This window comes from Streptomyces profundus (genome assembly GCF_020740535.1).
GTDB classification, from domain to species: domain Bacteria; phylum Actinomycetota; class Actinomycetes; order Streptomycetales; family Streptomycetaceae; genus Streptomyces; species Streptomyces profundus.
Map to the genome: position 1 here is coordinate 6,390,161 of NZ_CP082362.1, position 12,828 is coordinate 6,402,988.

12 protein-coding genes and 2 pseudogenes are annotated in these 12,828 nt (G+C 71.5%); 4 read left to right on the top strand and 10 right to left on the bottom strand.

All coding sequences use genetic code 11. From position 1 onward, the window contains the following. Positions 1-13: 13 nt before the first annotated feature. Positions 14-496 (top strand): hypothetical protein, encoded by a 483-nt coding sequence (locus K4G22_RS27365; RefSeq protein ID WP_228083130.1) that lies wholly within the window; start codon positions 14-16, stop codon positions 494-496. A gap of 110 nt (positions 497-606) precedes the next feature. On the opposite strand, the gene K4G22_RS27370 is transcribed toward K4G22_RS27365, so the two are convergent. The 4 genes and pseudogenes from K4G22_RS27370 to eno form a co-directional block, all read right to left on the bottom strand. Next, on the bottom strand, positions 607-1,320 hold the full coding sequence (locus tag K4G22_RS27370) for a hypothetical protein (RefSeq protein WP_228083131.1): 714 nt from the start codon (positions 1,318-1,320) through the stop codon (positions 607-609). 383 nt (positions 1,321-1,703) lie between these two features. Then, positions 1,704-1,829: pseudogene (locus K4G22_RS32065) on the bottom strand (helix-turn-helix domain-containing protein); the annotation flags it as partial. Positions 1,830-2,017: 188 nt separating this feature from the next. Beyond that, positions 2,018-2,851: a GNAT family N-acetyltransferase gene (locus K4G22_RS27375; RefSeq protein ID WP_228083132.1), complete on the bottom strand. Its 834-nt coding sequence runs from the start codon at positions 2,849-2,851 to the stop codon at positions 2,018-2,020. Positions 2,852-2,874: 23 nt separating this feature from the next. Continuing rightward, positions 2,875-4,152: a phosphopyruvate hydratase gene (eno, locus tag K4G22_RS27380; protein ID WP_228083133.1), complete on the bottom strand. Its 1,278-nt coding sequence runs from the start codon at positions 4,150-4,152 to the stop codon at positions 2,875-2,877. 155 nt (positions 4,153-4,307) lie between these two features. Between eno and K4G22_RS27385 the strand changes: the two genes are divergently transcribed. After that, complete coding sequence (locus K4G22_RS27385; protein ID WP_228083134.1) at positions 4,308-4,739, top strand: MarR family winged helix-turn-helix transcriptional regulator; 432 nt, start codon at positions 4,308-4,310, stop codon at positions 4,737-4,739. A gap of 14 nt (positions 4,740-4,753) precedes the next feature. Here the strand turns inward: K4G22_RS27385 and K4G22_RS27390 are convergent, their stop codons facing one another. The 4 genes from K4G22_RS27390 to K4G22_RS27405 all read right to left on the bottom strand — a co-directional run bounded on the left by K4G22_RS27390 (position 4,754) and on the right by K4G22_RS27405 (position 9,042). Next, complete coding sequence (locus tag K4G22_RS27390; RefSeq protein ID WP_228083135.1) at positions 4,754-5,797, bottom strand: LacI family DNA-binding transcriptional regulator; 1,044 nt, start codon at positions 5,795-5,797, stop codon at positions 4,754-4,756. 133 nt (positions 5,798-5,930) lie between these two features. Then, positions 5,931-6,362 carry a PPOX class F420-dependent oxidoreductase gene (locus tag K4G22_RS27395; protein ID WP_228083136.1) on the bottom strand — a complete coding sequence of 144 codons (432 nt, stop codon included), beginning with the start codon at positions 6,360-6,362 and terminating at the stop codon, positions 5,931-5,933. Positions 6,363-6,517: 155 nt separating this feature from the next. Beyond that, a complete protein-coding gene (locus K4G22_RS27400; protein ID WP_228083137.1) occupies positions 6,518-8,125 on the bottom strand; it encodes an ABC transporter permease in 1,608 nt (535 codons plus the stop codon). Then, positions 8,122-9,042 carry an ABC transporter ATP-binding protein gene (locus K4G22_RS27405; RefSeq protein ID WP_228083138.1) on the bottom strand — a complete coding sequence of 307 codons (921 nt, stop codon included), beginning with the start codon at positions 9,040-9,042 and terminating at the stop codon, positions 8,122-8,124. The genes K4G22_RS27400 and K4G22_RS27405 overlap by 4 nt, the downstream gene beginning before the upstream one ends. A gap of 57 nt (positions 9,043-9,099) precedes the next feature. Here K4G22_RS27405 and K4G22_RS32070 point away from each other — a divergent pair. Together K4G22_RS32070 and K4G22_RS27410 are read left to right on the top strand one after the other, a co-directional pair. Then, positions 9,100-9,402, top strand: a pseudogene (locus tag K4G22_RS32070) (MarR family transcriptional regulator); the annotation flags it as partial. Positions 9,403-9,948: 546 nt separating this feature from the next. Continuing rightward, positions 9,949-11,370, top strand: coding sequence for an NAD(P)/FAD-dependent oxidoreductase (locus K4G22_RS27410; protein ID WP_228083139.1), 1,422 nt, complete (start codon positions 9,949-9,951; stop codon positions 11,368-11,370). A gap of 112 nt (positions 11,371-11,482) precedes the next feature. Here K4G22_RS27410 and K4G22_RS27415 read toward each other — a convergent pair whose 3' ends face one another. Together K4G22_RS27415 and K4G22_RS27420 are read right to left on the bottom strand one after the other, a co-directional pair. Then, the gene (locus K4G22_RS27415; protein ID WP_228083140.1) at positions 11,483-11,905 is read right to left on the bottom strand and encodes a nuclear transport factor 2 family protein; all 423 of its coding nucleotides are present in this window, start codon (positions 11,903-11,905) and stop codon (positions 11,483-11,485) included. Between the two features lie 45 nt (positions 11,906-11,950). After that, positions 11,951-12,421: a nuclear transport factor 2 family protein gene (locus K4G22_RS27420; RefSeq protein WP_228083141.1), complete on the bottom strand. Its 471-nt coding sequence runs from the start codon at positions 12,419-12,421 to the stop codon at positions 11,951-11,953. Positions 12,422-12,828 lie beyond the last annotated feature (407 nt).

Below are 12,828 nucleotides of genomic sequence, written 5' to 3' on the forward strand. Positions count from 1 at the left end.
GGGAATGCGCATCATGACGACATTCGCAGTTACCGGGCACATGGACCTGACAGACGGAACGGTGCCTCTGGTGCGTGCCGCGCTGCGGGAGTTGTTGGCCCCGCACGAGGCGGCGGAAGTGGTCGGCGTCTCGTGCATCGCGGCGGGGGCGGACTCCCTCTTCGCCGAGGCGGTGCTGGACTTGGGGGGACGGCTCGTCGTGGTCGTGCCGGGGCGGGACTATCGGCAGCGGAAGGTCAAGCCGCAGGATGCCCAGCGGTTCGACCGGCTGGTCGAGGCCGCCGGCGAAGTGGTCACCGTGCCGTTCGAGCTGGCCGGGCGGGAAGCCTACGAAGCGGCCGGGAAGGAACTCCTGCGCCGCGCCGATCGGTTGGTCGCGGTCTGGGACGGACGCCCGTCCAACGGGAAGGGCGGCACCGCCGACACCGTTGACCAGGCGCGTGCGGCCGGGGTCCCCGTCGATGTGATCTGGCCCGACGGCGCCGCCCGGGGGTGAGAGTCGGCCCGGTTCAGCCCATCGGCAAGGGGGATCGTTCCGCCGCGCGGGGGCCACGTGCCACGCACGCCAGCTCCTCGCCCAGGGGCACGTTCCGTGGTCTCCGGCGGTTATACCGCCCCGAGGAAGTGTCCGAGCGTGGCCTGGTCCTTGGTCATGCGGTGGCGTCGGTGCCGCTGGATGTGGCGGAAGACCTCGGTGGCCATCTTCTGGTGGCGCAGCCACTCCGGCGAGAGGCGGTGGAGTCGGGTCAGGATGGCGGTGGCTTCCGGGCCTTCGCCCAGTGCGGCGTGGGCCATGGCGATATCGAGCAGGTGTCGGCGGCCGAAGGACGCCGTGGGGGGTGGCGGCATACGGGCCGCCAACTTCAGTGCGCGAGCGGGCTGGTCGGCCGTCATCTGGTTCTCGATCGCCTGGTAGGCGACCGTTCGCCAGTCGAACCGGCCCCATGTGGCGGTGTCCACGGCGGTCGCGTCGCCGAGGGCGACACCGGCGGTGCGGGCCAGGCGCAGCATCTCGCGGGCCTCCTGGGGCCGGTTGTTGCGAGCGGCGGCGCTGCTGGCGTGCACCAGCAGTTTCCCCCAGGCGCCCAACGCGGGGCGGCTCGCCCGCGAGATGCGGGGCTCGGACTGGTCGGCCGTCGCGATCGAGACGCGTTCGGCTTCGTCGAGCCGGCCCTGTCGGATGAGAAGCCAGCCCTGTTGGTAGACCGCCGCGGCCACTCCGCCCTGGTCGTGCGCGGTGGCGGCGTCCTGGACGGAGTCACGCAGGGCGATATGCGCCAAGTCGTAGGCCCGCACCTGGACCAGGTAGCGGCCGGCCATCTGTGAGACCCGGGAACGCAGCCGCAGGGCCTCGGCGTGCTCGGGGCCGCCGTCGAAGTGCCGGACGGCGTGGTGGGCGGAGCGCAGCAGCGCGGGAGCGATTCGGCGACCGTCCCGTAGGAGTCCGCGTAGTACGCCTCGGCCAACCGGTCGGCGGCGGCGCGGATATGCGCCAGATCGGGCACGGGGTCCACGCCGTCGGCGACGTCCAGCGGCCCTTGCCCGGTGACCGGCGGGGCGATGGCCTGACGCAGCGGCAGCAACATCAGGTTGTCGTCGTCGCCTCGACGTTCCTGGTGCGGGGGATCGGACTCGAAGAGGCGACTGGTGCGCACCCCCAGGGCGCGGGCCAACGCGTGGTAGGTCTCGATCCTGGCCGAGCCACCGCGCTCGATCTTCTTCACCACGCCCAGGCTCAACCCGGCACGTTCGGCGAGCCCTTCCTGAGTCAGTCCCCGCGCACGCCGCGCCTCGCGCAGCCGCTCCCCGGGCAAGCCATCGTCCAACATGACGGAACCCCGTCCGTGTGGTGGGCCAAGTCCCTGCCAGCATAAGTCGGGAATGCCCTCCCCGACGTCGGCCCTTCCTCGACGGCGCCCCTCAGCGGCACGGCGGCCGAGCCGTCGACGACGCGTCAGGTGCCGATCTACGGGCGCCCGTTCACCCGTCGTGGTTGAGGGGTGAAGTCGTAGGGGGTTCAGTCGGTGACTCGTTGGTAGCCGAGGCGTTGGTAGAGGGCGTTGCTGGTGGGGTTGTCGGCGGCGGTGAAGAGGACGATCTCCGTGGCGCCGGCGGCGTTCGCCGCTCGGCTCACCTCGGCGGTCACGGCTGCCGCGTAGCCGTGGCCACGGAGGTGTGCGGGGGTGTAGACGGGGTCCACCCGGACCATCCCGGCGACCATCGGGTTGACGCCGGCCATGGAGACGGGGGTGCCGTCCGGGGTCTGCCAGAAGGTGTAGCGCTTCTCGGCGAAGCGGGTGCTTGGCCAGGAGTGGGCGTCGACGGTGACGGTCTCCCCGAGGTCGGCGGCGAGGTCACGGCACCAGCGGATCAGGTGGTCGTGGTCCCGCTCGTCCGCGATCCGGGCGTGGCCCTCCGGACGCGGGTCGGGTGGGGTGAGGGTGCCGAGGCGGTAGAGGTGCATGCGGAAGGGGAGCGTCGGCGTCGCTCCGGTGTGGCGTTGCCAGGCGTCGGCGAACGCGGCGGCGGTCTCCTCGTCGGCGGTGACGCCGGCGAGGTGGTGGCCGAGGGCGGCCAACTGGGCGGCGAGGGCGTTGGCCCGGCCGGGGGAGAGGGGGGTGAGGGTCAGCCGCTGGGACGGCGGGCGGTAGCAGATCGCCTGGATCTCGCCCGCCGACTCCAGCCGGCCGAAGAGGACGTTCCCGGGAACATAGGTGCCTGGGCGGGTCCGCCATCTCCTGATCACGGTGAGCGGGGTGTTGTGCAGGGCCGGGCGCGAGCGGAGGAAATCCTCGGTGTGGGCGACGAAGGTGTCGAGGTCGTCGGTCAGGTGCCAGGCGTCGGAGGGCATGTTCGATGATCCCGCACCCGGGTTCAGCGGTGTAGTGCCGACGCGCCGGCGTACTGGGCGCTGGTGCCCAACTGCTCCTCGATGCGGATGAGTTGGTTGTACTTGGCGGTGCGGTCCGAGCGGGAGAGCGAGCCGGTCTTGAGCTGGCCGCAGCCCGTGGCCACCGCCAGGTCCGCGATGGTCGTGTCCTCCGTCTCGCCCGAGCGGTGCGACATGACGACGGTGTAGCCGGCCCGGTGGGCGGTGTTCACGGTGGTGAGGGCTTCCGTCAGGGTGCCGATCTGGTTGACCTTCACCAGGACGGAGTTGGCGACGCCGGCGGCGATGCCCTCGCGCAGGAGGGTCTCGTTGGTGCAGAACACGTCGTCGCCGGTGAGCTGGCAGCGTCCGCCGGCCCGTGCCGTCAGGTCCCGCCAGCCGGCGAGGTCGTCCTCGGCCATCGGGTCCTCGATCGACACGATGGGGTAGGCGTCGATCAACTCGACCAGGTAGTCGGCGTGTTCGGCGGGGGTGCGGCGCACTCCCTCCCCGGTGTAGTCGTAGACGCCGTCGTGGAAGAACTCGGACGAGGCCGGGTCCATGACCAGGCCGATGTCCGTGCCGGGGCGGTAGCCCGTGCGTTCGATGGCGGTCACCACGAAGTCGAGGGCCTCCTCGGCGGTGCGCAGGGCGGGGGCGAAACCGCCCTCGTCGCCCACCCCCGTGGAGTGCCCGGCGGCGAGGAGGTCGCGGCGCAGGGTGTGGAAGATCTCGGAGCCCATCCGCACGGCCTCGGCGAAGGTCTCCGCGCTGGTCGGGGCGATCATGAACTCCTGGAAGTCCAGGGGATTGTCGGCGTGCGCGCCCCCGTTGACGATGTTCATCATCGGGACGGGCAGCAGTCGGGCGTCGGAGCCGCCGAGGTAGCGGTAGAGCGGCAGGCGGTGCGCGGCGGCAGCTGCCTTGGCGGTGGCCAGGGAGACCCCGAGGATCGCGTTGGCGCCGAGCCTGGACTTGGTGGGGGTGCCGTCCGTGGCGACGAGGGCGGCGTCGAGGCCGGGCTGGTCCTCCGCCTCGCGGCCCCTGACGGCGGCGGCGAGTTCGGTGTTGACGTGGTGCACCGCGTGGTCGACGCCCTTGCCGTGCCAGCGGGCTGGGTCGCCGTCGCGGAGCTCGACGGCCTCGCGGGCGCCGGTCGAGGCGCCGGAGGGGACGGCGGCCCGGCCGACGGACCCGTCGGCCAGCTCCACGTCCACCTCGACGGTGGGGTTGCCCCTGCTGTCGAGGACGCGGCGGCCGGTGACGGAGGTGATGGCGGTCATGGTGGCCTTCCCGTTGTCGCGTGCGTGCCGGGTTCGGCTGCGGCGACGGTGGCGCGGGACCCGACACGAGAGACTCTACAGCATTGCTGTGCAGTTCTGCTGTTCAGTTTCGCTGTTCAGGCGTGCTGTTTAGTTGTGCTCCGTTAACATTTGGTATGCCTCTTCCGGAATCCGCCGCCGTCGCGGCCGAACTGCGCACCGCGATGGGAAAGCTCACGCGACGCGTGAAGCGTGAGGACCAGATGCCGCTCGGCCAGGTGGCCGTTCTGGGCGCGCTGGACCGCAGCGGTGCGATGACGACCAGCGAGCTGGCGGCCGATCAGCGGGTGCGCCCGCAGTCCATGGCCCGCGCCGTCGGGCTGCTGATGGAGCAGGGGCTGATCACCCGCCGTGCTCATCCGACCGACGGCCGCAAGAGCCTGGTCGAGCTCTCCGCCGCCGGGCAGGCGCTGCTGGAGGAGGAGCGGGAGCGCAGGGCGGACTGGCTCGCGCGCGCGATCGAGGCCGAACTGACCGCGAGCGAACGGGAGTCGCTGGCGCGGGGGATCGAGCTGGTGGAGCGGCTCGCGGCGCACGGGAAGGACTGATCGGCGGCGCCAGGTCAGGGCGAGGGCGCCGGTCCGGTGGAGCCCCGGGGGACGAGCCGGTTGAGGACGGTGGTGTCCAACGGGGCGGCCGGGCGGTCGCCCTGGAGGAGGGAGAGGAGCCGCTCGAACGCGGCGCGGCCCTGACGTTCGCGGTCGACGGCGACGGTGGAGAGGGGCGGGTCGAAGTACCGCCCCAGCTCGTCGTCGTCCCAGCCGAAGACGCTGACCTCCCCGGGGACGTCGATGTCCAGGCTCTGGAGGCCCCGGATCACCCCGAACGCGACCTGGTCGTTGGCGGCGAACACGGCCGTGACGCCTGAGCCGGCGACGATGTCGCGGGCCGCGTCCCAGCCGGAGCGGACGCTCCAGTCGCCGTCGACCACCGCGTGCGAGATCAGGCCCTGTTCGGCGACCGCCCGTTCGTACATCCTGCGGCGGTTCCACGCCGACGCCCAGTTCCTGGGGCCGGCGACATGGACGAACCGGCGGTGGCCGAGGCCGGCCAGATAGGCGACGATATCGGCGGCCGGGGTGGCGTCGGCGAGCAGGCCACGGGAGCGCATGTGGTCGTCGTACTCCCCGTCCACCACGATGGGGACGCGCAGCGCCGAGGGGGCCAGGCCCTCCATGTTCTCGGCGAGCGGCGTGAAGGAGAGAATGCCGTCGACGTTCTCCGGCTGGAGCAGGGTGCCGATCCGCGCGGCCCGCGCGGCGGCGTCGCCGCCGAGGCCGACCACGTCCAGCAGATAGCCGGCCTCGTGCGCCGCCGCGGCGGCGCCGCTGAGCATGCGGGTGGGGACGAAGGACGTCGAGTCGGGCAGGATCACCGCGATCCGGTTGGTGCGGCGGGTCCGCATGGACCGGGCCGCCAGGTTGGGCCGGTAGTTCAACTCCTGGACGGCCTGGGCGACTTTGCGCACGGTGTCGGGGCGCATCGTCGGGTCCTTGCGGAGGAAACGGGACACCGTCTGGTGGGAGACGCCGGCCAGCCGCGCGACCTCGTAGATGGTCGGAGGCTTCTTCGCCTCGCGCGGTCGCGTCGCGGGCTGCTCCGGCATCTGCGGTCCCTCTCGGTCGGGCATGGTGCACGGGCATCCCACCACGCGGCTGAACGTGGGTCCCAGTGTGCCTCGTCGGGATCTCAGGGAACGGGCATTTTCGTTCGGTTCCGGAACGGTGGGCCGGGTGGTGTCAGTGGAGGTCGGCGCCGTAGACGTGGTCGACGGCGAGGGTGATCAGCACCCTGCGGTCGGCGACCATGACCGAGCGGTACTCCGCCCAGTCCGGGTGCTCGCCGGCGGCGCGGCGGTAGTAGTCGACCAGGGCCTCGACCTCGGGCCCGTGCGGGTCGGTGCCCGGCTCGGTGAGGGTGGCGACGCCCTCAGCCGTGGCCCACGACAGGCCGTCGGCGCCGGTCACCTCCAGGCTGGCGCGGGCGTCGCGGCGCAGGTTCACCGTCTTGGCGAGCCCTTCCCGCGTCGAGATCAGGATGACCTCGGCCTGCCGGTCGTAGTAGGGCTGGACGGGGGAGAGTTGGGGACGGCCGTCGGACTTGATGGTGGCCAGGACGCCGAGGCGGCTCTCGGCGAGCAGCGTGCGGGGGGCGAACGGGGTATTGGTCATAGGGGGATCATGCACCCTGGCATCGGTGTGAGAGTCAAGGGGAGAGCTGCGTCTCCCGCCGTGGCGGCACGGTGCGACGGGCCCTGCCCCGGGAGTGGGGACACGGCCCGTCGCGGTCGCCGGTGAGCTGGTCGGCTGGTCGGCTGGTCGGCTGGTCACGCCATGTCGCGTCGCCGCAGTCCGGCGAGGCCCGCGCCGGTGAGCGCGGCGGCCACCGCCAGGAGCAGCAGCAGCGGTGTCGCGTCGAAGGCGCCCCCGGGGAGGTCGGGGACATGGGAGAACGGCGAGAGGTTGAGCACCATCTGGTCGAGCTTCAGCAGATCGCCGAACTGGCCGATGACCAGGGCCACCAGCAGAACGGCCCAGCTCACCGCCGTGTAGCGGGGCAGGAGGCCGAAGAGCAGCGCGCACACCCCGATCAGCGTCCACACGGCGGGGACCTGCGCCAGCGCCGCGCCCGTCACGCTGCCCACCTCGCCCAGGTCGCCGCTGTTCAGCCCGTGGGCGAGGCCGGCCGCCGCGCCGGCCAGGCCGAGCATCAGCACGGTACCGACGGCCGCCACCGTCAGATGGCTGCCGGCCCAGGCGAGTCGCCGCACGGGGGTGGTGAGCACCGGATCAGCGCGGTGGCCGGATTCCTCGGCGGCCAGCCGGAGCGCGGACTGCACCGCGTAGGCGCCCACGATCACGGCGGTCAGCGAGATGATGGTCGCCAGGAAGACATCCACGATGTCGCCGCTGCCGCCGAGGTCACGCAGCAGCTGGTCGATGTCGGGGTTGTCCTCGGCGATGCTCACGGTGCCCTCGGCCAGTGCGCCGAAGGCGGCGCCGACCACCACGAAGCCCAGGCCCCAGCCGAGCAGTGAGCCGCGTTGCAGCCGCCAGGCCAGGGCGAGGGGGCTGCGCAGCCCGGCGGAGGCGCTGACCGGCCCCAGCTTGGGCTTGAGCACGCCCGAGCCGATATCGCGGCGGCCCACCAGGGCGCCGATCCCGACGACCAGCGCCGCGACGCCGGCGACGAACACCAGCAGCACCCACCAGCGTTCGTCTGCCCAGGGGCGGGCCATCTCGGCCCAGCCGATGGGGGAGAGCCAGGTCAGGTTCGCCATCGGCCCGCCGTCGGTGCCGCTGGCCGCGTCGCCGGCGGCCCGCAGCAGATACGAGGCGCCGAGCACGGCGGAGGCGATCCCGATGGCGCTGCGCGACGCGTCGGTGAGCTGCGCGGCCAGTCCGCCGACGAAGGCGAAGAAGACCCCGATGCCGGCGACGCCCAGCGCGTAGGCGATCGAACCGCCCGCCGACAGGCCCGTGCCGATCAGGCCCAGCGCGGTCAGCACCGCGATGACGACGTTCACGCCGATGGTCAGCAGCAGCCCGCTGGCGAGCCACGCCTTGCGGCCAAGCACCGCGGAGCCGGCCAACTCGGCCCGGCCGCTCTCCTCTTCGAGGCGGGTGTGCCGCACCACCAGCAGGATGCTCATCAGGCCGATCAACGTGCCCATGAACGCGATGAGTTGGTAGGCGTTGATGCCGCCCGTGGTGGACAGGTCGAACGCCCGGCCGCCGAGCGCCAGCAGCGCGGGGTTGCTCTCCACGCTCTCCGCGAACGTGGCGCGTTCGGAGGCGGTGTCGTACAGGTCGTTGTTGGCGGACGCGGATGCGACGGTGAAGATCACCATGCCGACGATCCACACGCTCGCCCTGACCCGGTCGAGTCGCAGGGCGAGCCTCAGCAGCTCACCCGTGCCGGCGTAGTCCTTCAACGGACTCCCTCCGCGTCCGCCTCGTCCCGGTCCCCGGCCGTGGTGTAGTGGCGCATGAACAGGTCCTCCAGGGTGGGGGGACGGCTGACCAGGCCGCGCAGCCCGAGCGAGGTGAGGTGGCTCATCGCCGCGTTGAGCTGGTCGGCGTCCACGTCGAACTCCACCTGGTTGCCCTCGACCCGCACGTCGTGCAGGCCCGAGAGGTCGGACAGGTCCCCAGCGGGCGTGTCCAGTTCGGCCTGGATCGAGGTGCGGGTGAGATGCCGCAGGTCGGCGAGGGTCCCCGACTCGACGGTGCGTCCGCCGCGGATGATGCTCACCCGGTCGCAGAGCTTCTCCACCTCGGACAGGATGTGGCTGGAGAGCAGCACGGTCCGCCCGCGATCCCGCTCCTCGGCCACGCAGTCCTGGAAGACCGACTCCATCAGGGGATCGAGCCCTGACGTCGGCTCGTCCAGGATCAGCAGGTCCACGTCCGAGGCGAACGCCGCGACCAGCGACACCTTCTGCCGGTTGCCCTTGGAGTAGGCCCGGCCCTTCTTCCGTGGGTCGAGTTCGAACCGTTCTATCAACTCGTCGCGGCGCCTGGTGTTCACCTTGCCCCTGAGCCGGCCGAGGAGGTCGATGACCTCGCCGCCGGAGAGGGAGGGCCACAGCGTCACGTCGCCGGGGACATAGGCCAGACGCCGGTGCAACTCCACGGCGTCCCGCCAGGGGTCGCCGCCCAGCAGTTGGACCGTGCCCGAGTCGGACCTGAGCAGACCCAGCAGGACCCTGATGGCGGTGGTCTTGCCGGCGCCGTTGGGCCCCAGGAATCCGTGCACCTCACCCGCCTCGACCTTGAGATCGAGGCCGTCAAGCGCCCGTGTCGCGCCAAATGTCTTGACGAGAGAGGACATTGAGATCTGCGTTGTCATGTTCGCCACACTAGGGTAGTGTTCGGGATTTTGCGATAATTGAATGATTTGTGAGAAATGCCCCAGGGTCTCGGGTCAGGAGGTGTCGCCTTGACAGCAGGACGTGACGCGACGCCGAAGTCCGCCGGAGGGCCGAGCACCGCGGAGGCACACGTCGTCGAACGGCTCGGCGGCCGGTTCGCGCGGACCGGTCTCTCCCGCACGCCGGCACGGGGTCTCGCCGCGCCCGTCGTCTCGGAGGAGGGCGCGCTCACCGCCGCCGAACGGTGTCGACGCCTCGGCGTCAGCTCCGGCACGGTGTCCACATCCGTCCAGCACCTCTCCGGGCTCGGCCTCGTCACCCGGGAGAACGTCCCGGGCTCCCGACGCGAGCGGTACCGGGTCCTCGACGACCCTGGCCCGACGTCTTCGCCATCCGTGGCGACCGGCTCCGCGAGTTCGCCAGGAGCGCCGCCGAGGACATCGGCCACCTCGAAGACGGCACAGCCGCCAGCCGACGTCTCGCCACCATGCGGGAGTTCGCCCTCTTCGCGATGCCCAGGCTGGACAGTACCGTCCTTGAGTGGCGACGCCACCGCGCCGAGCGCGGGCCCGAGCGGGCCACCGACGACGCGTAGGGGTATCCGGCCGGACGCCGTCACCCGGACAACGGGGGACGAACCCACTGATCGGCCCCCCGCCCGGCCATCCCGCGCCCAACCCCAAGACAGGGGTGGCGGGGCATAGGGGGGTAGGGGTAAATCAAGGGTTACCGAACCCCCCGGCCACCGGCCAGCATGGCGTCCAGAGGCGGCACGGAACGCGATCCACGACGGCACCGGCCCCGGGCCAGCCGCCGAGCGAACCCGCGCGCGAAGACGCGACGTCCGCCTCGTACCCAGCGGTTTCCGCGCCAGAAACGGAGTGATGACCTTGTCGGTGACCCGGACCACCCACGGCCTGGTGCTCGGAGGGGGACTGGCCGGGATGCTGACCGCACGCGTGCTGCGGCGGCATCTCGACCAGGTCACCGTCATCGAACGTGACGAACTCCCCGAAGGGCCCCACCACCGCAAGGGGTTGCCCCAGGCCCGCCACGCCCACCTCCTGTGGTCCGGCGGCGCGCGACTCATCGAGTCCCTGCTGCCCGGCACCACCGAACGACTCCAGGCCGCCGGCGCCCGGCGCATCGGCGTCTACCGCGACATGGTCTCCCTCACCGCCTACGGCTGGCAACAGCGGTTCCCCGAGACCCAGTTCCTCTTCGCCGCCAGCCGCCCCCTCCTGGACTGGACCGTCCGCGACCTCACCCTCGCCGACCGGCAGATCACCGTCCGCTCCAGGACCGAGGCCGTCGCCCTGCTCGGCGACGCCACCCGCGTCACCGCCGTCACCGTCCGCGACCTCGACCAGGACACCACCACCGACCTCACCGCCGACCTCGTCGTCGACACCACGGGCCGAGGCTCCCGGCTCGGGAAATGGCTCGACGCCCTCGACGTGCCCGCGCCACAGGAAGACGTCGTCGACTCCGGCATCACCTACGCCACCCGCGTCTACCGCGCCCCCGGCCGCACCGCCGACAGCTTCCCCATGGTCAGCGTCCACAGCGACTACCGCACCAGGGAGCCCGGCAGGTTCGGGCTGATCCTCCCCGTCGAGGACGGCCAGTGGATCGTCACCCTCTCCGGCACCCGGGGCAGCGAACCCCCCACCGACGTCGACGGGTTCACCGCCTTCGCCAAGGATCTCGCCCACCCCCTCATCAGCGAACTCATCGGCCTCGCCACCCCGCTCACCCCCGTCCAGGGCTCCCGCAGCACCGCCAACCGGCGGCGCTACTACGAACGCGACACCGTCCGGCCGGAGAACCTCATCGCCCTCGGCGACGCCGTCGCCGGCTTCAACCCCGTCTACGGCCACGGCATGTCGGCGGCGGCCCGCAGCGCAGCCGCCCTCGACCGCGCCCTGCGACGCAACCTCGGCACACCCGAGCTGGCCGCCGCCGCCCAGCGCGGCATCTCCCGGGCCGTCGACGACCCCTGGAACCTGGCCACCGCCCAGGACGTCTTCTACCCCAACTGCCGTATCCAGGCGGACGATCCCCGTCTGGAGGAGGAGCTCAACAGCCAGGAGCGGTTCACCGAACTGGTCTGCACCGCCGGGCTCAACACGGCGCCCGTCGCCGCCGCCGTCGCCGGCGTCAGCGCCCTGGCCGCCCCCGCCACCAGCCTCCAGTCGCCCGCCGTCCTCGGCGCCCTGCGCGGTGGCACCACCCCCGCCCCCGACGCCCCCACCCTCACCGACGAGGAGTGGGCCCGGGTGAACGCCCCGGCCGACCAGGACTGACCCGACCCCGTCCCCACCACGCACAACGGCCGGCCGTGGCCCGACGAGGACTCCTCCCCGACGGGCCGCGACCGGCCGTCCTCCACGCTCAACCGTTCAACCGCTGGGCCGCTCAACCCACGGGAACGCCCGCCGAGTCGACGATCTGGCAGTCCGTCCGGCCCACCAGCACCCGCACCTCGGTGACCAGACCCGCCGAGCCCACCCGGATCAGACTCACCATCCGAAACCGCATCCGCGCCCCCGGCGGCGCGTTCACCTCGGGCGGCGCGTCCATCTCCCCGGCGACCGGCAGCACCACCATCTGGCCCTCCATCGAGGTTCGTGGCTCGCTCGGCACCTCGGTGATGCCCGCGTCGATCACCCCGGCCAGATACTCCCGCACCGCCTCCTTGCCGGCCCTCGGCGGCGTGCCCACCGGATCCTCGAACGTCACCCGCGGGTCGAACAGCGCCAGCACACCCTCCAGATCGCCCGCGTTCAGCAGACGGCAGTACTCCAGCGCGAGAGCCTTGCGCGTCGCGTCGTCAGCCATGGCGGCACCCCTCCGAACCACGGGTCGTCCCCGAACAACAGATCGTCACTGCTCGGGACCCTCCAACAGGACCACATCCGAAGGCCCCCAGTAGGAACGCATATCGTCGATCAACCCGTCGTTTCCGACGCGAATCACCATGACGCACGAAATGCGCATACGCGCCGTCTCCGGATCAGTCGGCGGCGCGAAAACACCCGTCCTGGCAACAAAAGGCCCATTCGGTAGGTAGTTCATCGTCGACGTCACCTCGATCGCCGCATACCTGCCACTGGGCGAACCCACCGGCTCCAACGGAACCTCGTTCACCCGACACGCGATCGCGTTCTTCACATGAGAACGCAACGCGCCATGCCCGATACGCTCACCCGACCCCACGGGGTCCTCGAAACGCACCGCCGGTGCATACAGCTTCAGCAGTTCCTCCAACTTCCCGGCATTGACCCGGCGACAGTGCTCCAGGGCCATTTCCTTGGTCGTCGCTTCGTCAGGCAAGAAGACCCCCAGGAAAGACACGACGGCAGGGGAACGGGACCGGCGGCGACACACCGCGGCCAGCCTCTTCCCGTCCGACCACCCCACAGCGGACCACCGGTCAGGGGAACCCCTAAAGCGCCCGCACAGCCCCTACCCGCCCCGCCCAGGACAACCGTCACCACCCGCCGCACCGCCCCCACCACGGCTTTCCGCCGCCCCGCCACCCATTTCGAAGGTCCGGTCCGCACGACCCCTCGACATTCGCCGCCGGCCGGGTTAGGGGTACTCCTTTCCCCACTCGCTCTCCTACGGTGATCACATCTTGTTCGTGTCGTGAGGAGACGGCCCACCGGCCGGTGCCACGGCGGCCCCTTTCCCGGGCTCCCCAGAGGGCACCACCTTCCTCAGGCCACGTCCGGGCATTCCGAGATCTTATGGAGCTTCTG